Genomic DNA, 19,485 nt, shown 5'->3' with positions numbered 1-19,485 from the left:
GTCAGGGTCCGGCCGGACCGCGCGGCGGGTGGACCCGCTCGAGGAAGTCCCGCACGATCGGGACGACCTCCCGCAGGTGCGTCTCGAGCAGCCAGTGCCCTCCGCCGAACAGGTGGAGCTCAGCGTCCGGGAGGTCGCGCAACCAGGCCTGTGCCGCTCCCTCGGGCATGTACCCGTCGTGCGGCCCCCACACGACGAGCGTCGGGGGCCGGTGCTCGCGCAGGTAGGCGCGCTCCCGCTCGAACCAGGCCAGCGTGCTCGGCTGGTCCGCGAGCAGCCGGACGAGGTTCGCCCGCCGCTCCGGCGTGCCCATGAGGGCCCAGTGGAGCGTCCAGAGGTCGGGGGCGACCCGGTCGGCGACGTCGTCGGGGACCTCTCCGACGAACTCGTCCCTGAAACCCTCCAGGCTGACGTGGGCGGCGAACCGGCGCCGCGACTCCGGGCCGGGGTGCGCCCAGAGCTCACGCAGCTCGTCGTACTTCGGCCCGAACTCGTCCTCGTGGATGTCGCCGTTCTGCACGACGAGCCCGGCCACGCGCTGCGGCTCGCGCATCGCGAGCCGCAGCCCGAACTGGGAGCCGTAGTCGTGCAGCCACAGGACGTACCGGTCCAGGCCCAGGGTGTCGGCGAAGTCCGCGAGGAACCCGGCGTAGGCGTCGAAGGTGCCGGGGAACCGGTCGGGGTCGGGCGTCGCGCTGTAGCCGAACCCCGGCAGGTCCGGGGCGACGAGGCGCCACCGGTCCCCGAGGTCCTCGAGCAGGTGCCGGTAGGCGAAGGACGACGCCGGGTACCCGTGAGGGAGCAGGAGCACCGGCGCGTCCGCGGGTCCTGCCTCGCGATAGAAGGTGGTGATCCGGTCGACCTCGGTCGTGAGGTGACGCATGGGTCTCCTCTCGTCGGGGCGTCCCGCGGGTCCCGACGGCTCTGCCGGCGGTGGGACGCCGGTCCGTCCATCGTCGGTGCCGTCGACCCTGGTCGCGAGCCGGGTGGGGCCGTCCCGGGTGGCAGACTGGCGGTATGGGCGACGACTGGGCGGCGCAGCGCACGGAGGCGGCCCGCGTGCAGGCGGATCGGCTGCGCGCGCGGCAGGACGCCGAGCACACGGAGGCGGAGGCGCTGCTGCGCGACTTCGTCCGGGCCGCGGCGGCCGCCGGGCTGGAGCCCGAGCCGCTGCAGGTCAAGGGCTACGGCGGACGCGGGACGGCGCGCACGTCGCTGCGCGGCTGGTACCTGCGGCACGACCGCACGGCGGCCGTCACGGCCGACGGCGCGTTCTACGTGCTCACCGCCCCGCTGACGCTGGTCGACCGGGTGCGCGGGGCGCGCGTCGAGCCGCAGCGCCCGCCGATGATCCTCGGCGCGGGCGGCAAGGACGGCAGCTCGATCGAGCTCGTCGACGCGCTGGAGCGGGTGCTGCCCGGCTGGCGGGACGCCGCGACGTAGCGATTCGTCGTCGTCCTGTGCCGGGACGGCGACCGAGCGCTACGTCATCGCCTCGCCGACCGGCCCGGCGACCTCCGGGAGGGCGAGGTACCCCGCCCACGCGCCGTCGTCGAGCCGGTACGCGGCGGCGTGATGCCCGGGCGCGCGGTTGGTGACGCGCAGGGCCTCGATCCCCGGCAGCGGGAAGACGTCGGGCGTGAGGTCGTGCAGCGCGAGCAGGTCGCGCGGGTCGCGAGGACTCATCCAGCGCCCCACCCCCGCGGGGAACACCAGCGGCGCGCGCGACTCCAGCGCCTCCCGGACCGCCCGGATGCCGAGCGGCGAGCCGGGGGTGAGCAGCAGCGGCACCTCCGGACCCGAGGCCCGCCCGGCGAGCACCGAGTACGCCACCACGCTGCCGAGGGAGTGCGCGACGACGACGGCGGGCTCGTCGCCGGCCGACGCGTCGGCCAAGGCGTCGGCGAGGCCCGCGTCGATGGCCCGCCGGACGGCGTCGTCGTGCAGATAGGCGTACACGTCGCGCGTGAGCGTGAGCAGGACGGCGGCGCTGACGCCGGGCACGACGCGGTCCACGAGCGCCAGCGCCGCGACGACGGCCTCGACCAGCGCGTCCCCGAGCGCGCCCTCCACGACGGCGGGCGGCGCGGCGCCGGGGCCGTGGCCGGCGCCGGCCAGGACCTCGCGCACGACGTCGAGCAGGAACCGCAGCTCGCCGTCCGGCAGCCCGCCCACGAGCCGGGGGACGGCCGCCGGGTCCGCGGCCAGCGCGTGCACCGTCACGGGCGGCGGCGTGCGGCCGTCGACCAGCCGCTCCAGGGTGTCGCCGTAGTAGACGAACGACGCGTCGTCGTCCGTGGGCCGCAGCGGCGACCCCGCCGCGGCGAGCCCCGCGCCGAGCGCGCCGAGCCACTGCGTCTCCAGCGCCTCCGGGTCGCGTCCGTCGAGGTCACGGCCGTGGACGAGCACCAGTCGGGTCACGCGGGCGACGGTACCGACCCGCGTCGGCCGGCCCTCGCGGACGCGCCGCGCGCGGGGCGGCGGGCGTGGGACGCTGGGCCCATGGGGAACACGGAGGACGTCGCAGCCCTGGTCGCCGAGGTCGAGCAGCAGGAGCGCGAGCTCGTGCTCTCCCGGTTCGCGCACGACGACGCGTGGCAGCTCGGCTGCCTGCTGGTCGAGCTCGCCACCGAGCGCGGCCTGGCCGTGACGGTCGACGTCCGCAAGGGGCCCCAGCAGGTGTTCCACGCGGCGCGCGAGGGCACGACGCCGGACAACGACTCGTGGGTGCAGCGCAAGGTGCGCGTCGTGGAGCGGTTCGGCGCGTCGTCGTACCTCACCGGCCTGCGCGCGCGGGCGAAGGGCGAGGACTTCAACGCCAAGCACCAGCTGCCGCTGCAGGAGTACGCGGCGCACGGCGGCGCGTTCCCCGTGCGGGTCGAGGGCGTGGGGGTCGTCGGCGTCGTCACCGTGTCCGGGCTGGCGCAGGCCGACGACCACGCGCTGGTCGTCGAGGCGCTGCGCGTGCAGGCCGCCGGCGGCGCCTGACCGGCGCACGGCGCGACGCCCGCCGTCTACGGTGGCCCCGTGCCCGCGCTGCTCCTGACGAACGCCCGCCTCGCCGGCCGGCCCGGCCGGCCCGTCGACGTCCTGCTCGACGACGGCCGGGTCGCCGCGGTGACGCCCGCGGGCTCCCCGGCCCCGGTGCCCGTCTCGACCCTCCCCGAGCGGGTCGACGTCGACGGCCGCACGGTGGTGCCCGGCCTGTGGGACGCGCACACGCACCTCACGCAGTGGGCGATGGTGCGCCAGCGCCTCGACGTGTCCGCGGCGACGAGCGCCGCGCACGCCGCCGCCCTGGTGCGCGACCGGCTGGACCTGGCCGCGCCGCCCACCGGCGGCACGCCGCTCGTCGGCTACGGCTTCCGGTGGGCCACGTGGCCGGACGACCCGACCGCCGCGGTGCTCGACGCCGTCGCCGGGGACGTGCCCGTCGTCCTCCTGTCCGGCGACCTGCACAGCGCCTGGGCGTCGACGGCGGGCCTGCGCTTCCTCGGCATCGCGGAGCACCCCACCGGGCTGCTGCGCGAGGAGGAGTGGATGCCCGCCAGCCCGCGCATCGTCACGGTGGACGACGCCGTGGCGGACGCCCTGGTGGTGGACGCGGCCCGCGCGGCCGCCGCCCGCGGCGTCGTCGGCGTCGTCGACTTCGAGGTGGCGGACAACCTCACGGCCTGGCGCCGCCGGGTGGCCGGCGGCTGGGACGGCCTGCGCGTGCGCGCGGGGGTGTGGGAGCAGCACCTGGACGCCGTGCTCGACGCCGGGCTGCGGCACGGGGACCCGCTCGGACACCCGCAGGGGTCCGACCTGGTGACGCAGGGCCCGCTCAAGGTGATCAGCGACGGGTCGCTCAACACGCTCACGGCATTCTGCTTCGAGGAGTACGCGGGCGTCGCCGGGCCGGACGCGCACGGCATCCTCAACATCGCGACCGACCAGCTCGCGCCCCTCATGGCCCGCGCGCACGCCGCGGGACTGCGGTGCGCGATCCACGCCATCGGCGACCGCGCGAACTCGCTCGCCCTCGACGCGTTCGAGGCCTCCGGGGCGCGGGGATCCGTGGAGCACGCGCAGCTGCTGCGCGCCGACGACGTGGCGCGGTTCGCGGCGCTGGGCGTCACCGCGAGCGTGCAGCCCGAGCACGCGATGGACGACCGCGACGTCGCCGAGGAGCTGTGGCCGGGCCGCACCGCCCGCGCGTTCCCGCTGGCGGAGCTGCGCGCCGCCGGGGTGCCGCTGGCCCTCGGGTCGGACGCCCCCGTCGCGCCCCTCGACCCGTGGACGGCGCTCGCCGCCGCCGTCACCCGCTCCCGCGACGGCCGCGCGCCCTGGCACCCCGAGCAGCGGATCGACGTGCGCGCCGCGCTCGAGGCGTCCGTCGACGGCCGCCCGCTCGACCTCGCCGTCGGCAGCCCCGCCGACCTCGCCGTGCTCGACGTCGACCCGCTCGCGCTGCCCGCGGCCCGCGGCTCCCTGGCGCACGACGACCCCGTGGCGCTCGCCGACGCGCTGCGCGGCACCGCCGTCGCCGGCACGCTCGTCGCGGGCCGGTGGACGCACCACGCCCTCTGACGCCCACCAGCGCGTCCTTCGAGCACGGGATCCGTACCGCCGTCGGCGCCCGTAGCGGTACGGATCCCGTGCTCGACGGTGGCGGTCAGGCGCGGAGCTCGGCGATCTCCGCGAGGAGGGCGTCGCGCTGCTCGGCGTCGTCGACGTGCTTCGTCACGACGCGCTCCAGCCGGTCCCAGTCCTCGCGGGCGAGGGCGGAGAACAGCTGCTGCGCCTGCCCGGTCGAGAGGTCGAGGTCGGCGAGCCGGGTGAGCAGGCCGGGGGCGGGCTCGGGCTCGGGGGCGGCCTGCTCCTGCGCGGCCTTCCACCCGACGAACGCGCCGGGCCGGTTGGTGATCATGCCCTCGACACCGAGGTCGGTGAACCGGGTCCAGTCGGCGGCGGAGTCGACCGTCCACACGAAGACGCCGACGCCGGCGGCGTTGAGGTCCTCGACGACGGACGGCCGCGTGGCCAGCGCCGAGCCGGACGGGTTGTAGTACGTGGCGTGCAGGCGCTCCGCCGTGGCGACCGGGTCCGCGTCGAGGGCGCCGCGCAGCAGGCCGAGCGGGATCTGCGGGGCGCGGTCGTACGCGTACTCCAGGGCCTTCTCGTCGAACGACTGCAGCACCACGCGGTCCTCCAGCCCGGCCTCGAGGATCATGTCGACCGTCCGGTCCACCTCCGCGCGGGTCTCCGGCCCCTTGATCTCGAGCAGCAGGTCGGAGCTGCCGGTGTCCATGAGGTCGAGCACCTGCGCGAACGTGGGGACCTTCTCCCCGGTGAACGCGGGGCTGAACCACGATCCCGCGTCGAGGGAGCCGAGGTACGGCGACCGCAGGAACGCGACGTCGCCCGTCCCGTCCGTGGTGCGGTCGACGGTCTGGTCGTGCAGGACGACCGGCACGCCGTCCGCGGTGGTGTGCACGTCGATCTCGACGTACTCGGCGCCGGTCTTCATCGCCGCGGCGTACGCGGCGAGCGTGTTCTCCGGCGTGACCGACGAGTAGCCGCGGTGCGCCGCGGTGACGGGAAGGTCGCCGGGCTCGTTCACGACGGGCTTCGGCTCGAGCTCCGTGACGACGACGTCGTCGATGCTCACGCGCGCGCCGTCGGCGGAGAAGCCGAGCACGCCGTCGTCGGTGCGGCCGATGCGCCCCTCCAGCACCTCCTGGCCGTCGAAGACCCAGGTGGCGTGGTTGCCCTGCACCTCGATCGCGATCGGCACGTCCTTGCCGACGCCGGCGTCCGACGGCGCGGCCGCCGTGGACGGCACGTTCCACGCGTTGCCCGACGTGCGCTCGGCCAGCTCGAGGCCGTTGCTCGCCGTCGTGGTGGAGCGCATGGCGGCCTGCCACCACGGCACGCCGCCGGCGGAGTCGATGTCGAGGATCGGCGCGAGCCAGCGGGCCGCGTTGTTCACGGCGTCGAAGCGCACCGTGGCCTCGAGCCGGTAGTTCTCCAGGTGCGGGCCGAAGGTGACGCGCCCGATCGTCGACGGCTCGCCCACGAGGCGGCCGTCCTGCACGGCCCACGCGCCCGCCCCGACCCGCCAGCCGTCGGGCAGCGCGCCGTCCGGGACGTCGTCGAAGTCCTGGGCATAGACGACGTCGCCGGGCTCGGCGGCGAGCGGCGCGGCGGTCGCGACGGGCGGTGCGACGAGGGTCGCGCCGAACGAGGCGACGGACACCCCCGCGGCGACGGCGAACGCGAGCGTGGCGGGGACGGTGCGCGTCCCGGGCGGGGCGAGCAGGGTGCGGCGGCGTGCGGTCATGGTGGACCCTCCTGGCGTCGTCGGACGGATATGGCGGGCACGCTAGGCAGCGCGGATGTCCGGGCCGGGGCCGACGGGGTGACCCGCCGGTGACGGTCGGACGAACTTCGGGTGGGGTGCGAGACTGCCGGGATGACCGACCGGGAGGACGCCGAGGGCCGTCTGCGCGCGCGCCTCGCGGAGGTGGAGGAGCGCCTCGCGGCGCAGCGCCGCGCCGTCGACGGGATCGTCGAGTCGGCGCGCGACTCCAACGCCGACGACGAGCACGACCCCGAGGGCGCCACGCTCGCGTGGGAGCGGCAGCAGGCGGCGGCGCTCGCGGCCGAGGCGGAGCGCGAGCGCGACCAGCTCCTCGCCGCGCTCGACCGCGTCGCCGCCGGGACGTACGGCGTCTGCGAGGTGTGCGGCCGGCCCATCCCCGCCGCCCGGCTGGAGGCGCGGCCCGCCGCCACCCGCTGCGTCGAGCACGCGCGCTGAGGGGTGGGCCGGGCGTCGGAGGGCGCGCGACCTGGCAGCATGACGGCGTGCGCGTGGAACCCCTGACCCCGGACGGCGTGGTGGATCACGTCGTGGCGCGCGTCCTGGGTCGCGGGGCGGGCGACGTCCCGGTGCGCGTGCTCGTCGACGGGCACCCGTCCACGCGCCCGGAGGCGCTCGCGGACGCGCTGGTCGAGCCGCTGCGCGCGGCGGGCCGCCCGGTCGCACGGGTGCGGGTCCGGGACTTCCTGCGCGCCCGGTCGCTGCGGCTCGAGCGCGGCCGCCGGGACGCCGACGCGCTCCTGGACGAGTGGATCGACGTCGACGGGCTCAACCGGGAGGTGCTGGGCGCGGTCGTGACGCGGGGCCGCTGGCTGCCGAGCCTGCGCGACCCGGACACCGGCCGCTCGGCCCGCGCGGGGTACGAGGAGGCGCCGCCGGGCACCGTCGTCGTGCTGGACGGGTCGCTCGCGCTGGGCCGGGGGCTCGACGTCGACCTGGCCGTCCACCTGGCGCTGCGGCCCGCGACGGAGACGCGGAACACGCCGCTCGACGACGCGTGGACCCTCGCGGCGTACGGGCGCTACCGCCGCGAGGCGCAGCCCGAGCGCCGCGCCGATGTCGTCGTGCGGGTGGACCACCCCGACCGCCCCGCGCTGGTGCTGCCGGGTTGACCCGCCGGGCCGGCGGTCAGCCCGTGCAGAGGCAGAACGGGTGGCCGGCGGGGTCGGCGAAGACGCGGAAGGTGTCCTCACCGCCGGGCAGCCGCTGCGCGCCGACGGCGAGGGCCGCGGCCTCCGCCTCGTCCAGCGTCTGCGGGCCGATCTGGAGGTCGATGTGCAGCTGCTGCGGGTACGCCGGGTCGGGCCAGCGCGGGGCGGCGTAGTCCTCCACCTGCTGGAACAGCAGCGCCCTCTCCCCGCCGAGCATCGCCATCCCCTCGGCGTCGTAGACCACCGGGTCGCCGAGGACGCCGGACCAGAACGCGGCGGCGGCCGAGGCGTCCGGCACGTCGAAGGTGAGGCCCATGATCGTCAGACCGTCGTTGTCGGGCGCGTGGCACAGGTCGAACGGGTGCCCGGCAGGGTCGGCGAGCGTCGTCCACTCCGGGTTCTCGCGCAGCACCGTGGCGCCGAGCCCGACGGCGCGCTGCACGGCGGCCGCGACGTCCGGCACGCGCAGGTCGAGGTGCAGCTGCTGCGGGTGCTCCTGCCCGGGCCACTGCGGCGGCACCAGGTCGGGGGCGGGCTGGAAGGCGAGCGACCAGCCGTCGGGGGTGTTCAGCGTGATCCAGTCCTCGCCGTACCCCTGCTGCTCGACCTCCGCGCCGGTCAGCCGTTGCCAGAAGTCCGCCGCGACCTGCGGTTCGGGGACGTCGAACACCACCGCGTCCAGGGCTGCGACCCGCGTCGTCGTCTCGTCGCTCATGGGACCCAGCGTGCCGCGGACCTCCGACACCCGCAGCGCGCCGGGGCTGTACAGCGCCGCCGGGCGGGGCGATCATGCTGCTCACCGCCGTCGGACGCCCTGGGGGCCGCATGATCGTCGCACCGTTCGGACGCTTCACCGAGGGCCGCGTGCCCGACCCCGGCATCGCTCGGCTGTTCACGCGGGAGAACCGGTGGCAGGCGCGGCTCGACGTCGAGGCGGCGCTCGCGCTCGCGGAGGCCGACGCCGGGCTCATCCCGGCGGAGTCGGCCCGCGCCATCGCACTCACGGCGCGCATCGAGAAGCTCGACGTGCGGCGGGTGCTCGCCGCGACCGCCGAGGCGAGCCACCCGCTGGTGCCGCTCATCGAGGAGTTCGCGCGCGCCGTCGGCTCCAAGCACGGCGGCTGGGTGCACTGGGGCGCGACGACGCAGAACATCACCCAGACGGCGGACGTGCTGGTGCTGCGCGACGCGCACCGGGCGGTGCTGCGCCAGCTGGGCCGCGTGCTGCGGTCGGCGGGCCGCCTCGCGGAGTCGTCCGCGGCGCTGCCGATGGCGGGCCGCACCCACAGCCAGCACGCGGTGCCGGTGACGTTCGGCTTCAAGGTGGCGGTGTGGATCGACCAGCTCGCCGCGCACGCCGACCGGTTGGAGCGCCTCGACGAGCGGCTGTTCTGCGTGCTCATGGGCGGCGCCGCGGGCACGTTCGCGTCGTTCGGCGGCTCGGGCCGGGCGATCGAGGCGGGGGTGGCGCGGCGGCTCGGGCTGCACCCGATGCGCGTGCCGTCCCGGTCGGTCAACGACGGCATCGTGGAGCTCGTGCTGGTGCTGGCGCAGCTCGCGGGCACGATCGGCAAGATCGGCCGGGACGTCTACACGCTGATGCAGCCGGAGTTCGCGGAGGCGTTCGAGCCGGTGCCGGAGGGCACGGTCGGCAGCTCGACCATGCCGCACAAGCGCAACCCCCAGCTCGCCCTCGACATGCAGACGATGTCGGCGGAGCTGCGCGCCCTCGCCGGCCCGGCGCTGGAGTCGATGCTGCACGACCAGGAGGCGAACGGCGCCATGACGGCCCTGCTCGAGGACGTCTCGGCGTCCGCCGCGGTGCTGGCGGGCGACATGCTCGCGCGGCTCGAGGTGGTGATGGACGGCCTGGAGCTCGACCCGGGCCGGATGCGGGCGAACATCCGCCTGTCCGAGGGCATGATCGGCTCGGAGTCCCTCATGCTCGCCCTCGGCGAGAAGATCGGGCGGCAGAAGGCGCACGATGTCGTGTTCACCGTCGCGCAGGCGGCCGCGTCCGACGGGCGCCCGTTCCTCGAGCTGCTGCACGGCGACCCCGTGGTCAGCGAGGCGTTCGACGACGACGAGCTGCGGACCCTCCTCGACCCGGCGGGCTACCTCGGCCTGAGCACGGAGATCGCGCGGGAGCTCGCCGCGTGCGCGGACGAGACCGCGGACCGGCTCGAGGCGCTGCCCGCCCGGATCCCCGTCTCGGTCGGGAGCCAGCGGCCCGGGGAGGGGTGAACCCGGGCGCCGGACGCCGTCCGCGGGGCGTCGGCGGCCGGCCGGTGTCATCGTGGGCAGATGGAACGTGCGCAGAGGGAGCATGGCCAGGCGGGTGCGTCCCGCGGCCGGACGGCCCGCCGCGTGACGGCGGCGGCGCTCGCCCTCGCCGCGCTAGCGGTGCTGGGCGCGTGCGCGGCGGGCCCGAACCCGGCCGTCGACACGTCGACGATCAGCGGCGTCGGGCCCTACGGGTTCTGGTGGGGCCTGTGGCAGGGCATGATCCTGCCGATCACGTTCATCGTCTCCCTGTTCACCGACTCCGTGTCGGTGTACGAGGTGCACAACACCGGCAACTGGTACGACGTCGGGTACGTGCTCGGCATCTCGCTGGTCTTCGGCGGCCCGCTCGGCGCCCGCCGGGCCCGCCACTGACGTCGTTCAGCGGCGCCCCTCGGCGACCGCGTGCTCGTGGGCCGCGCGCGCGATGTTGCGCTGCATCCCGCCGAACACGATCCCGTGGAACGGGCTGATCGCCCACCAGTACAGCTGCCCCGGCAGGCCGCGCGGGGAGAAGATCGCGCGCTGCCGGAACACCGGGCTCGGGCCGGGACCCTCCTCGACCGCCAGCTCCAGCCACGCGAGCCCCGGCAGGCGCATCTCGGCGCGCAGCCGGAGCAGCCGTCCGGGCACCACCTTCTCCACGCGCCACCAGTCGAGCGCGTCCCCGGGCTCCAGCCGGTGCGGGTGCCGCCGGCCGCGCCGCAGCCCGGGGCCGCCGAAGAGGCGGTCGAGCACGCCGCGGGCGACCCAGCCGAGGCGCCAGGAGTACCAGCCGTGGGCGCCGCCGATGCCCTCGATCACCGACCACAGCGACTCCGGCGTGGTGTCCACCGCTCGGGCCCGGTCGTCGACGAGCAGGCTGCCTCCGGCCCAGTCCGGGTCGTCGGGCAGCGGGTCGGACGGCGCGCCGCGCGTGGACGCCGAGCTCCAGCTGGTCCGCACGTCGAGGTCACGGATCCGGGCCAGCGCCAGGGCGACCGCGTCGTCGAACCCGACGAGCCCCTCGGGCGGGTCGGGGACGTACCGCGCGATGTCGTGGTCGCGCGCCACGACCTCGTGCACCAGCGAGCCCACCAGGGGGCGGGCGATCGCCGGCGGCACCGGGGTCACCAGCCCGACCCACAGGCTCGCGAGCCGGGGCGTCAGCACGGGCACGGCGCGGATCACGCGGGGCCGCAGCCCCGCGACGGCGGCGTAGCGCTGCATCATCCCGCGGTAGGTCAGCACGTCCGGGCCGCCGATGTCGAAGCCGCGGCTGACGTCGTCGGGGACCTCCGCTGCCCCGACCAGGTAGCGCAGCACGTCGCGGACGGCGATCGGCTGGATGCGGTTGTCGATCCACCGCGGGGCGACCATGACGGGCAGGCGCTCGGTGAGGTAGCGCATCATCTCGAACGACGCGCTCCCGGAGCCCAGGATGACCGCGGCCCGCAGGACGACGGTGGGGACCCGGCCGGCGAGCAGGATCCTCTCCACCTCCCGGCGGGAGCGGAGGTGCGGCGACAGGTCCGCGGTGTCGGGGTAGAGACCGCCCAGGTAGACCACGCGGCGCAGCCCGGCCTCGGCGGCCGCCTCCGCGAACCCGCGGGCCGTGCGGCGGTCGGTGTCGGCGAACCCGTGCCCCGCGCCGAGGGCGTGGATGAGGTAGTAGGCGACCTCGACCCCGTCCAGGGCGCGGCGCAGGTCCTGGTGCGAGCCGGCGTCGCCCGTCACGACGTCGACGGCGTCGGCCCAGGCGCGCGCGGTGAGGCGCTCGGGATGGCGGGCGAGCACGCGGACCCGGTACCCGGCGGCGAGCAGCTCGGGCACGAGCCGCCCGCCGATGTACCCGGTGGCGCCGGTGACCAGCACGAGCGGCGCGTCGGTCGGCACGGGCGTACCTCCTTCTCGGCGGACCCCTCTCGGGTCTCAAGTTGCTAGCCAGGCTAGCAATACTGTGCGCGTGGTGGCAGGGTGGAAGGTGCCGCGGCGCCTCGCCGCGGCGACGTCCGACGTGCGAGGAGGATCCGATGGCGGACGCGACGACCGCTCCGCGGCTGCAGCAGGTCGCGGTGACGGCGAGCCTGCTGGTGTGCGTGGTGGGGTCGATGATCGGCGTCGGGGTCTTCGGCGGCACCCGGGTGTCGGAGGCCGCGGGCGGCGCGCTCGCGGCCGACGCGACCCTGGTGGCCCCGGCGTCCCCCGCGTTCTCGATCTGGACCGTCATCTACCTCGGCCTCGCGGGCTACACGGTGTTCCAGTGGCTCCCCGCGCACGCGGCCGACGACCGGCAGCGGCGGCTGCGGCTCCCGGTCGCGGCGACCATGCTGCTCAACGCGGCCTGGATCCTCGTCGTCCAGGCCGGCGCGCTGTGGTGGAGCGTGCTCGTCATCGCGGTGCTCCTCGCCGTGCTCGCCCGGACGTTCCTGGTCCTGGTGCGGACGCCGGCGAGCGGCGTGGTCGAGCGCGTGCTCGTGGACGGGACGCTCGGCCTCTACCTGGGCTGGGTCTGCGTGGCCACCGTCGCCAACGTGGCGGCGGCCCTCGCGGCCGCGGGGTTCGACGGCGGGGCGGTGGCGGCGGACTGGTGGGCCGTGGGGATCCTCGCGGCGGTCGCCGCCGTCGGCGTCGCGCTCGCGGTGCGGGGGCAGGGACGCATCGCCGTGGCGGCGGCGATCGCCTGGGGCCTGGCGTGGGTGGCCGTCGCGCGGTCCGGGGGCGAGCCCGCCTCGGCACCCGCCGCGGCCAGCGCCGTCGCCGCGGCCGTCGTCGTGCTCGGGGCGGCGGTGGTGCTGCGCCTGCGGGCCGTTCGCGGCCACGTCGTCGCGGGTGCGTCGTGAGCGGGGTCGACGGCGGCCCCGGGGCCGCCGAGGACCACGTGGTCCTGCTCGACGACGCGGGCGCGCCGCTGGGGGTCGCCCCCCGCGCGACGGTGCACACCCGCGACACCCCGCTGCACCTCGGGTTCTCCTGCTACCTGTTCCGCCCGGACGGGCGGCTCCTGGTCACCCGGCGCGCGCTGTCGAAGCGGACGTGGCCCGGCGTCTGGACCAACTCGTTCTGCGGGCACCCGCGCCGGGGCGAGCCGCTGGCGCAGGCCGTCCTGCGGCACGGCCGGCACGAGCTCGGGCTGGACGTGGCGACCGACGGCGAGCCCGTGCTGCCGTCGTTCCGCTACCGCGCGGTGGACGCGGGCGGCGTCGTCGAGAACGAGATCTGCCCGGTGCTGCTCGCGTCGGTGGACTGCGACCCCGCGCCGAACCCGGACGAGGTCATGGACTGGCGGTGGGTGCGGCCGGGTGACGTCGAGGCGCTCGTCGACCTCGCGCCCTGGGCGGTGAGCCCGTGGATGGTCGAGCAGGTGCCCGAGCTGCGCGCGGCGGGCTGGACCGCGCCGGGCGGCGCGCAGCCAGGCGTCGCGTAGCGGGCGCCGCGGGGATCAGGCGGGCGCGTCGCCGGCCACGGTCCCGGCCGCGTGGTCGGACTCCCGCTCGGCCTCGGCCGCCATGGCCAGCAGGAAGTCCCGCACGGCCGGGCGGGAGCGCGCCGGCACGGCCCGCGCGATCTCGAGCATGCGGGCGTGGACCGGGGCGAGCCGCTCGCGCACCTCGGCGTGCGCGGCGTCGGAGGCGACGACGACGACCGAGCGGCGGTCCGACGGGTGCGGGCGCCGCTCCAGGTGCCCCGAGGCGACCAGGCGGTCGAGCAGCTTCGTGGTCGAGGCGGTGGAGATCGCCAGGTACGCGGCGAGCCCGCGCGGCGTCGCCGGATCGCCGTGGCCCTCGCACGCGATGACGTGCTGGAGGGCACGGAGGTCGGTGAGGTTCATCTTCATGTCGCGGCCGGCGCGGCGCCGCATGGCCTCGTCGGCACGTCGGAACGCCCGCAGCGCCTCGAGGAGGCTGCGGGCCTCCGCGTCCGACTCCCCGAACCAGTAGGAGCCCCCCGTGGGTGCCTGGGTCACGCGCTCATCCTAGCCACTGCACATCTGGCTAGTATCTTGCTAGGCTAAATACATGCTTGGCGAGGAGGTGGGCCGGATGGAGCGCTCGTCGTGGGCCGGCGACCCGTCGACCGCGGACACCGAGCACATCGAGGACGCCGTCGACCGGCTGTTCGTCACCGGCCCCCGTCCGGAGGACGCCCGGCTGTGGGAGTCCGTGCGCGGCACGAGCCGCGGGGGCAAGCGGCTGCGGCCGCGCCTCCTGCTCGCCGCCTACGACGCGCTCGCACCGGCGGCGCCGCCCGAGCCTCGGGAGGTCGCGCTCGCCGTGGCCGCGGCCCTCGAGCTGCTGCACCACGCCTTCCTGGTGCACGACGACGTCATCGACGAGGCCGACACCCGACGCGGGCGCCCGAACGTCGCCGGGGCGTTCGCGGCCCGGGCGCGGGAGGCGGGCGTCGACGACCGGCGGGCCGAGGGCTACGGCGCCGCGGCGGGCATCCTGGCCGGTGACCTGGCGCTCGCGGGCGCGGTGCGGGCGGTCGCGCTGTGCGGGGCCGCCCCGGCGACCACCGAGCGACTGCTCGACGCCCTCGACGAGACCCTGCACGTCACCGCCGACGGGGAGCTCGCGGACGTCCGGCTGAGCCTCGGGCCGTGCGCCGACCTGGACGAGACGCTCCGCACGGCCGAGCGCAAGACGGCCGCGTACTCGTTCCAGCTCCCGCTGTGGGCCGCGGCGGTCCTCGCGGGCCGGGACGACCTCGAGCCCGACGTCCTGCGCCTGGGGCGTGACCTGGGCCTCGCGTTCCAGCTCCGCGACGACCTCGACGGGGTGTTCGGGGACCCGGAGGTGACCGGCAAGAGCAACGCCTCCGACCTGAGGGAGGGCAAGTGCACCCCGCTGGTGGCGCTCGCCCGCGGCACGTGGGCCTGGGGCGAGCTGAGCGCCGTGCTCGGCGAACCCGACGCCGGGGAGCCGGAGCTGGCGCGGGCCCGCGAGCTGCTCGCGGCGTGCGGGGCCCGTGCGGCGGTCGAGACCCTCGTGGCGGACCTCGAGCGCGACGCCCGGGCGCTGGGCCGCGACCTCGGCCTGGACGCGGTGGTGGAGCGTCTCGTCGGGACCGGACCGCACGCGACGAGCGCCGCATGAGCGCCGCGACCGCGCCGGACCGGGCCGTCCCCGGCATCCCCGGCGTCGCGGCGGACGACCCGACGTACGACGCCGCGGCCGTGCGCAGCGCCGCGGTGGTCGTCCGTGCCTACTCGACGTCGTTCGGCTGGGCCTGCCGCCTGCTCGGCGACGACGTGCGAGACCACGTGCGCGGCGTCTACGCGCTGGTCCGGGTGGCCGACGAGATCGTCGACGACCCCCGGCCCGGGCTCTCCGCCGCCGAGCGCGGCGAGCTGCTCGCCGAGCTCGAGCACGAGGTCGCGCGGGCGCGGGCACGCGGGCGCAGCAGCAACCTCGTGGTGCACGCCTTCGCGCGCACCGCGCGCCGGTTCGGCATCGGGGACGACCTCGTGGCGCCGTTCTTCGCGTCGATGCGGGCCGACCTCTCGGTGACCGCGCACGACGAGGCCAGCTTCGCCGCGTACGTGCACGGCTCGGCCGAGGTGGTCGGCCTCATGTGCCTGCGCGTGTTCGTCGCGGGGGACGACGCGGCCTACGACCGCCTGGCCCCGGGCGCGGAACGGCTCGGCGCGGCGTTCCAGAAGGTCAACTTCCTGCGCGACCTGGCCGAGGACGTGGACCTCCGCGGCCGGGCCTACTTCCCGGGGCTGGACGTGGACGCGTTCGGCGACGACGACCGCGACCGGCTGATCGCCGACATCGACGCCGACCTGGCGGCCGCGCGCGTCGCGATCGACGACCTGCCGCGCGGCTCGCGCCTCGCGGTGCGGGTGGCGCACGACCTCTTCGCGGAGCTCTCCCGTCGGCTGGCGACCACCTCGGCCGCCACGATCCGGCAGGAGCGGGTGAGGGTCCCGGGTCCGGTCAAGGCGCGGCTGGTGGCCGGGGCCCTTGCGGGGGAGGTGCTCCGGTGAGGGTGGTCGTGGTCGGTGCGGGGATCGCGGGGCTGGCGACGGCCGGGCTGCTCGCGCGCGACGGGCACGAGGTCGAGGTGCTCGAGCGGCACGCCGCACCGGGCGGGCGCGCGGGCTCCTGGGAGCGCGCCGGCTTCCGCTTCGACACGGGCCCGTCGTGGTACCTCATGCCCGAGGTCTTCGACCACTGGTTCCGGCTCATGGGCTCGAGCGCCGACCGCGAGCTGGACCTCGTCGGGCTCGACCCGGCCTACCGCGTCTTCTTCGAGGGGCACGACGACGCGCTGGACGTCTCGCCCGACCGGGCCGCCAACGTCGCGACGTTCGAGGCGGTCGAGCCCGGCGCGGGGGAGCGCCTGGAGCGGTACCTGGACTCCGCGCACGACACGTACGACCTGGCGCTGCGGCACTTCCTGTACACGACGTTCGCCTCCTGGCGGCCGTTCGCCCATCCCGACGTCGCGAAGCGGTGGCACCGGCTCGCCCCGTTGCTGGGCGCGTCCCTCGGCTCCCGGGTGGCCGCGTCGTTCCAGGACGTGCGGCTGCGCCAGGTGCTGGGGTACCCCGCGGTCTTCCTCGGCTCGTCGCCCGACCGGGCGCCGAGCCTGTACCACCTGATGAGCGCCCTGGACCTCGACGGCGGCGTGCGATACCCGCAGGGGGGCTTCGCGCGCGTGGTCGACGCGGTCGCCGGGCTCGCGGTGGGCGCGGGGGTCACCCTGCGCACCCGCGCGCGGGCGACCGCGATCACGACCACGGCCGTCGGGAACGGCCCGGGGGCGGCACGGACCCGGATCCCCGTCCCCGGGTCCCGCCGTCCCCGGGCTGCGGTCACCGGGGTGCGCTGGGTGGACGCCGCCGGGGACGAGCACCACGCGCCCGCCGACGTCGTCGTCACCGCGGCCGACCTGCACCACGTGGAGCAGGACCTGCTGCCGCCCGACCTGCGCGACCGGTCGCCGGCGTGGTGGGCCCGGCGCGACCCGGGGCCGGGCGGCGTCCTGGTGATGCTGGGCGTGCGCGGCCGCGTGCCGCAGCTCGCCCACCACTCGCTGTTCTTCACCGCGGACTGGCGGGAGAACTTCGGCGCCATCGCCGAGGGGCGCGTGCCCGACCCGGCGTCGCTGTACGTGTGCGCGCCGTCCCGCACGGACGCGACCGTGGCCCCGCCCGGGCACGAGAACCTCTTCCTGCTCGTGCCCGTGCCGGCCGACCCGGGCCTCGGCCGCGGCGGCGAGGACGGCACGGGCGACGCCGCCGTCGAGGCGGTCGCGGACGCCGCGATCGACCGCGTCGCCGCGTGGGCGGGCGTGCCCGACCTGCGCGAGCGCGTCGTGGTGCGGCGCACCGTGGGGCCGGGCGACTTCGCGGCCGACCTGTCGTCGTGGTCCGGCGGCATGCTCGGCCCGGCGCACACCCTGCGCCAGAGCGCGATGTTCCGGGCGGGCAACCGCTCGCGGCGGGTCGCGGGGCTGCTCCACGCCGGCGGGTCGACGATCCCCGGCGTCGGGCTGCCGATGTGCCTCATCAGCGCGGAGCTCGCCGTGAAGCGGGTGCGCGGCGACACGACCGCCCACCCGCTCCCCGAGCCCCGTCCGGCCCTCGCGTCCCAGGAGTGATCGCCCTGCACTGGACCTCCTTCGTCTACCTCGCGCTGCTGCTCGGGGCGCTGGCCTCGATGGCCCTCGTGGACCGGCGCGCGCGGCTCGTCCTCTGGTCCGCGCACCCCGGCCGCGGCGCCGCCGTCCTCGCCGTCGGCACGCTGGTGTTCCTCGGGTGGGACCTCGTGGCGATCGCGGCGGGCTTCTACTCCCGCGGAGGCGCCGCCATGACCGGCGTCGAGCTCGCGCCGCACCTGCCGCTCGAGGAGCTCTTCTTCATCCTGTTCCTCTGCTATTTCACGCTGGTGCTGCACGGGCTCCTGCGGCGCACGCTCGCCGGACGCCTCGCCCGGGACGCGCGATGACGTACGCGGGGCTCGCGGTCGGCGCCGTCGCCGGCGCGCTGGTGGTCGCGCTGGTCGTCGCGCGGGTGCGCCGCCTCGGGCGCCGGTGGTGGGCGGCGACGGCGCTCGCCGCCGTCGTGCTCGTGGCGCTCACCGTCGTCTTCGACAGCCTCATGATCGCCGCCGACCTGTTCCGGTACGACGACGCGGCGCTCGTGGGCGTGCGGCTGTGGCTCACGCCGGTGGAGGACCTCGCGTGGCCCGTCGTGGCCGCGCTGCTGCTGCCCGCCCTGTGGGCGCTGGTGGGCGACGACGGGCGCGGGGAGGTCGACGCATGACGGCGCCCGCGCGAGGGGGTCAGACGACGGGGCCGGCGGCTGCGCTGCGCCAGGTCGTCGGGTCGTCCCGCCCCGTGAGCTGGATCAACACGGCGTACCCGTTCGCCGCGGCGTACCTGCTGGCGGGCGGCGCCGGCCGGGTGGGCGTCGCGGAGCTCGTCGTCGGCACGCTCTACTTCCTCGTCCCGTACAACCTGCTGATGTACGGGCTCAACGACGTCTGGGACTACGAGTCGGACCTGCGCAACCCGCGCAAGGGCGGGATCGAGGGCGTCGTGCTGTCGCGGCGGTGGCACCGCCTCACGGTGCGCTCCGCCGTCCTGAGCAACGTCCCGTTCCTCGTCTACCTGGTCGTGGTCGGGTCGGCCGCCTCCACCGCGGTGCTCGCCGTGAGCGTCTTCGCCGTGGTCGCGTACTCCGCGCCGGGGCTGCGGTTCAAGGAACGGCCGGTGCTGGACTCGGCGACGTCGAGCACCCATTTCGTCAGCCCCGCCGTCTTCGGCCTGGCGCTGGCGGGCGGCACCCTCACCGGGCCGGTGGTCGGGGTGCTCGCGGCGTTCTTCCTGTGGGGCATGGCGTCCCAGGCGTTCGGCGCGGTGCAGGACGTCGAGGCGGACCGCGCCGCCGGGATCGGCTCGGTGGCCACGTGGCTCGGCGCGGCGCGCACCGTGCGCGGGGCGATGGTGGCCTACGCCGCGGCCGGCGTCGTGCTGGTCCTGGCGGGCTGGCCCGCGGCTCTCGCCGCCGTCCTCGTCGTGCCCTACGTGGTGAGCGTCGCGCCGTACCGGAACCTGCCCGACGACCGCTGCGAGGAGGCGCACGCCGGGTGGCGGCGGTTCCTGTGGCTCAACCTCGTCACCGGGTTCCTGGTGACGCAGCTGCTCATCGCCGTCAGCCTGGGCTGGCTCTGACCCCGGCCCGGAGGCTGTCGGGGCTCGGGATCGGGCTCGGGGTCAGCCCCGCTCCCAGTCCTCGCGTGCGCCGGGGACGACGGTGAAGAGCGGGTGCGCACGGACGCGCTCGGCCTCCTCGAGCGCCGGCGCGAGGCCGGGGGTGCGGACGCGGAGCTTGGCGGCCAGGTGCGCCTGTTCGAACTCCAGCTGCCCGTCCGTCACCGGGATCCGCGGCACCGGCGGGCGGCCGGCGTGGGGTGCGTCGAGGATCCGGCCGCGGTCGAAGGAGTACGTGCGGGCGGACGCCTCGGCCGCGATCCCCTCGAGGTAGGCCCCGACGGCGGCGAGCGGGTCGGGGGTGGCGCGGAACCGGGCGAGCTGCGGATGGTCGCGGTAGCCCTTCGTGCGCCCGGCGAGCACCGCCTGGGCGAGCAGGGCCTCGCGCCAGCAGGCCGTCAGCCCCTGCCGGTCGAGGTAGTCGGGGGCGAGGGACCAGAGGCGCACCGGGTCATCGTGACACGCGCACCCACCGCACGA

22 protein-coding genes are annotated in these 19,485 nt (G+C 76.4%); 15 read left to right on the top strand and 7 right to left on the bottom strand.

The annotated features are described in order from the left end of the window. Position 1: 1 nt before the first annotated feature. Positions 2 to 883 (bottom strand): alpha/beta fold hydrolase, encoded by an 882-nt coding sequence (locus ACFQ8Y_RS05295; protein WP_430584822.1) that lies wholly within the window; start codon positions 881 to 883, stop codon positions 2 to 4. A 134-nt stretch (positions 884 to 1,017) separates the two neighbouring features. Here ACFQ8Y_RS05295 and ACFQ8Y_RS05290 point away from each other — a divergent pair, with 134 nt between their 5' ends. Beyond that, positions 1,018 to 1,443, top strand: a complete 426-nt coding sequence (locus ACFQ8Y_RS05290; protein ID WP_430584821.1) for a hypothetical protein — start codon at positions 1,018 to 1,020, stop codon at positions 1,441 to 1,443. Positions 1,444 to 1,482: 39 nt separating this feature from the next. Here the strand turns inward: ACFQ8Y_RS05290 and ACFQ8Y_RS05285 are convergent, their stop codons facing one another. Further along, complete coding sequence (locus ACFQ8Y_RS05285; protein WP_430584820.1) at positions 1,483 to 2,421, bottom strand: hypothetical protein; 939 nt, start codon at positions 2,419 to 2,421, stop codon at positions 1,483 to 1,485. Positions 2,422 to 2,502: 81 nt separating this feature from the next. Between ACFQ8Y_RS05285 and ACFQ8Y_RS05280 the strand changes: the two genes are divergently transcribed. Together ACFQ8Y_RS05280 and ACFQ8Y_RS05275 are read left to right on the top strand one after the other, a co-directional pair. Then, positions 2,503 to 2,988 (top strand): heme-degrading domain-containing protein, encoded by a 486-nt coding sequence (locus ACFQ8Y_RS05280; RefSeq protein WP_430584819.1) that lies wholly within the window; start codon positions 2,503 to 2,505, stop codon positions 2,986 to 2,988. Between the two features lie 39 nt (positions 2,989 to 3,027). Then, positions 3,028 to 4,572 (top strand): amidohydrolase, encoded by a 1,545-nt coding sequence (locus ACFQ8Y_RS05275; RefSeq protein ID WP_430584818.1) that lies wholly within the window; start codon positions 3,028 to 3,030, stop codon positions 4,570 to 4,572. Positions 4,573 to 4,657: 85 nt separating this feature from the next. Here ACFQ8Y_RS05275 and ACFQ8Y_RS05270 read toward each other — a convergent pair whose 3' ends face one another. Beyond that, positions 4,658 to 6,325 carry a glycerophosphodiester phosphodiesterase gene (locus ACFQ8Y_RS05270; RefSeq protein ID WP_430584817.1) on the bottom strand — a complete coding sequence of 556 codons (1,668 nt, stop codon included), beginning with the start codon at positions 6,323 to 6,325 and terminating at the stop codon, positions 4,658 to 4,660. Positions 6,326 to 6,457: 132 nt separating this feature from the next. Between ACFQ8Y_RS05270 and ACFQ8Y_RS05265 the strand changes: the two genes are divergently transcribed. After that, positions 6,458 to 6,802, top strand: a complete 345-nt coding sequence (locus ACFQ8Y_RS05265) for a TraR/DksA family transcriptional regulator (protein ID WP_430551013.1) — start codon at positions 6,458 to 6,460, stop codon at positions 6,800 to 6,802. A 47-nt stretch (positions 6,803 to 6,849) separates the two neighbouring features. Further along, on the top strand, positions 6,850 to 7,476 hold the full coding sequence (locus tag ACFQ8Y_RS05260; RefSeq protein WP_430584816.1) for a uridine kinase: 627 nt from the start codon (positions 6,850 to 6,852) through the stop codon (positions 7,474 to 7,476). Positions 7,477 to 7,492: 16 nt separating this feature from the next. Here the strand turns inward: ACFQ8Y_RS05260 and ACFQ8Y_RS05255 are convergent, their stop codons facing one another. Beyond that, on the bottom strand, positions 7,493 to 8,230 hold the full coding sequence (locus ACFQ8Y_RS05255) for a VOC family protein (protein ID WP_430584815.1): 738 nt from the start codon (positions 8,228 to 8,230) through the stop codon (positions 7,493 to 7,495). Between the two features lie 110 nt (positions 8,231 to 8,340). Here ACFQ8Y_RS05255 and ACFQ8Y_RS05250 point away from each other — a divergent pair, with 110 nt between their 5' ends. Beyond that, positions 8,341 to 9,759, top strand: a complete 1,419-nt coding sequence (locus ACFQ8Y_RS05250; RefSeq protein ID WP_430551016.1) for an adenylosuccinate lyase family protein — start codon at positions 8,341 to 8,343, stop codon at positions 9,757 to 9,759. Positions 9,760 to 9,819: 60 nt separating this feature from the next. Beyond that, positions 9,820 to 10,173, top strand: a complete 354-nt coding sequence (locus tag ACFQ8Y_RS05245; RefSeq protein ID WP_430551017.1) for a hypothetical protein — start codon at positions 9,820 to 9,822, stop codon at positions 10,171 to 10,173. Between the two features lie 6 nt (positions 10,174 to 10,179). Here ACFQ8Y_RS05245 and ACFQ8Y_RS05240 read toward each other — a convergent pair whose 3' ends face one another. Further along, the gene (locus ACFQ8Y_RS05240) at positions 10,180 to 11,673 is read right to left on the bottom strand and encodes an SDR family oxidoreductase (protein WP_430563054.1); all 1,494 of its coding nucleotides are present in this window, start codon (positions 11,671 to 11,673) and stop codon (positions 10,180 to 10,182) included. Positions 11,674 to 11,810: 137 nt separating this feature from the next. Between ACFQ8Y_RS05240 and ACFQ8Y_RS05235 the strand changes: the two genes are divergently transcribed. Together ACFQ8Y_RS05235 and idi are read left to right on the top strand one after the other, a co-directional pair. Further along, complete coding sequence (locus tag ACFQ8Y_RS05235; protein ID WP_430584814.1) at positions 11,811 to 12,620, top strand: tryptophan-rich sensory protein; 810 nt, start codon at positions 11,811 to 11,813, stop codon at positions 12,618 to 12,620. Further along, positions 12,617 to 13,204 (top strand): isopentenyl-diphosphate Delta-isomerase, encoded by a 588-nt coding sequence (idi, locus tag ACFQ8Y_RS05230; RefSeq protein ID WP_430584813.1) that lies wholly within the window; start codon positions 12,617 to 12,619, stop codon positions 13,202 to 13,204. The genes ACFQ8Y_RS05235 and idi overlap by 4 nt, the downstream gene beginning before the upstream one ends. Before the next feature lie 15 nt (positions 13,205 to 13,219). Here idi and ACFQ8Y_RS05225 read toward each other — a convergent pair whose 3' ends face one another. Further along, positions 13,220 to 13,744 (bottom strand): MarR family winged helix-turn-helix transcriptional regulator, encoded by a 525-nt coding sequence (locus tag ACFQ8Y_RS05225; protein ID WP_430584812.1) that lies wholly within the window; start codon positions 13,742 to 13,744, stop codon positions 13,220 to 13,222. A gap of 52 nt (positions 13,745 to 13,796) precedes the next feature. Here ACFQ8Y_RS05225 and ACFQ8Y_RS05220 point away from each other — a divergent pair, with 52 nt between their 5' ends. The 6 genes from ACFQ8Y_RS05220 to ACFQ8Y_RS05195 are packed head-to-tail and all read left to right on the top strand — an operon-like array spanning position 13,797 to position 18,966. Beyond that, a complete protein-coding gene (locus ACFQ8Y_RS05220) occupies positions 13,797 to 14,876 on the top strand; it encodes a polyprenyl synthetase family protein (protein WP_430584811.1) in 1,080 nt (359 codons plus the stop codon). Further along, positions 14,873 to 15,772 carry a phytoene/squalene synthase family protein gene (locus tag ACFQ8Y_RS05215; protein WP_430584810.1) on the top strand — a complete coding sequence of 300 codons (900 nt, stop codon included), beginning with the start codon at positions 14,873 to 14,875 and terminating at the stop codon, positions 15,770 to 15,772. The genes ACFQ8Y_RS05220 and ACFQ8Y_RS05215 overlap by 4 nt, the downstream gene beginning before the upstream one ends. Next, positions 15,769 to 17,391, top strand: a complete 1,623-nt coding sequence (gene crtI, locus ACFQ8Y_RS05210) for a phytoene desaturase family protein (RefSeq protein ID WP_430584809.1) — start codon at positions 15,769 to 15,771, stop codon at positions 17,389 to 17,391. Before ACFQ8Y_RS05215 ends, crtI begins: the two co-directional genes overlap by 4 nt. Then, positions 17,388 to 17,738 (top strand): lycopene cyclase domain-containing protein, encoded by a 351-nt coding sequence (locus ACFQ8Y_RS05205; RefSeq protein WP_430584808.1) that lies wholly within the window; start codon positions 17,388 to 17,390, stop codon positions 17,736 to 17,738. Before crtI ends, ACFQ8Y_RS05205 begins: the two co-directional genes overlap by 4 nt. After that, positions 17,735 to 18,055 (top strand): lycopene cyclase domain-containing protein, encoded by a 321-nt coding sequence (locus ACFQ8Y_RS05200; protein WP_430563049.1) that lies wholly within the window; start codon positions 17,735 to 17,737, stop codon positions 18,053 to 18,055. The genes ACFQ8Y_RS05205 and ACFQ8Y_RS05200 overlap by 4 nt, the downstream gene beginning before the upstream one ends. Then, complete coding sequence (locus tag ACFQ8Y_RS05195; protein ID WP_430584807.1) at positions 18,052 to 18,966, top strand: prenyltransferase; 915 nt, start codon at positions 18,052 to 18,054, stop codon at positions 18,964 to 18,966. The genes ACFQ8Y_RS05200 and ACFQ8Y_RS05195 overlap by 4 nt, the downstream gene beginning before the upstream one ends. A gap of 42 nt (positions 18,967 to 19,008) precedes the next feature. Here the strand turns inward: ACFQ8Y_RS05195 and ACFQ8Y_RS05190 are convergent, their stop codons facing one another. Continuing rightward, positions 19,009 to 19,452 carry a pyrimidine dimer DNA glycosylase/endonuclease V gene (locus tag ACFQ8Y_RS05190; protein ID WP_430584806.1) on the bottom strand — a complete coding sequence of 148 codons (444 nt, stop codon included), beginning with the start codon at positions 19,450 to 19,452 and terminating at the stop codon, positions 19,009 to 19,011. Positions 19,453 to 19,485: the final 33 nt, after the last annotated feature.

The sequence above is a fragment of the Isoptericola sp. NPDC056605 genome (assembly GCF_042792795.1).
Lineage (GTDB): Bacteria > Actinomycetota > Actinomycetes > Actinomycetales > Cellulomonadaceae > Isoptericola.
This window is presented reverse-complemented; position numbering and strand designations above follow the sequence as displayed.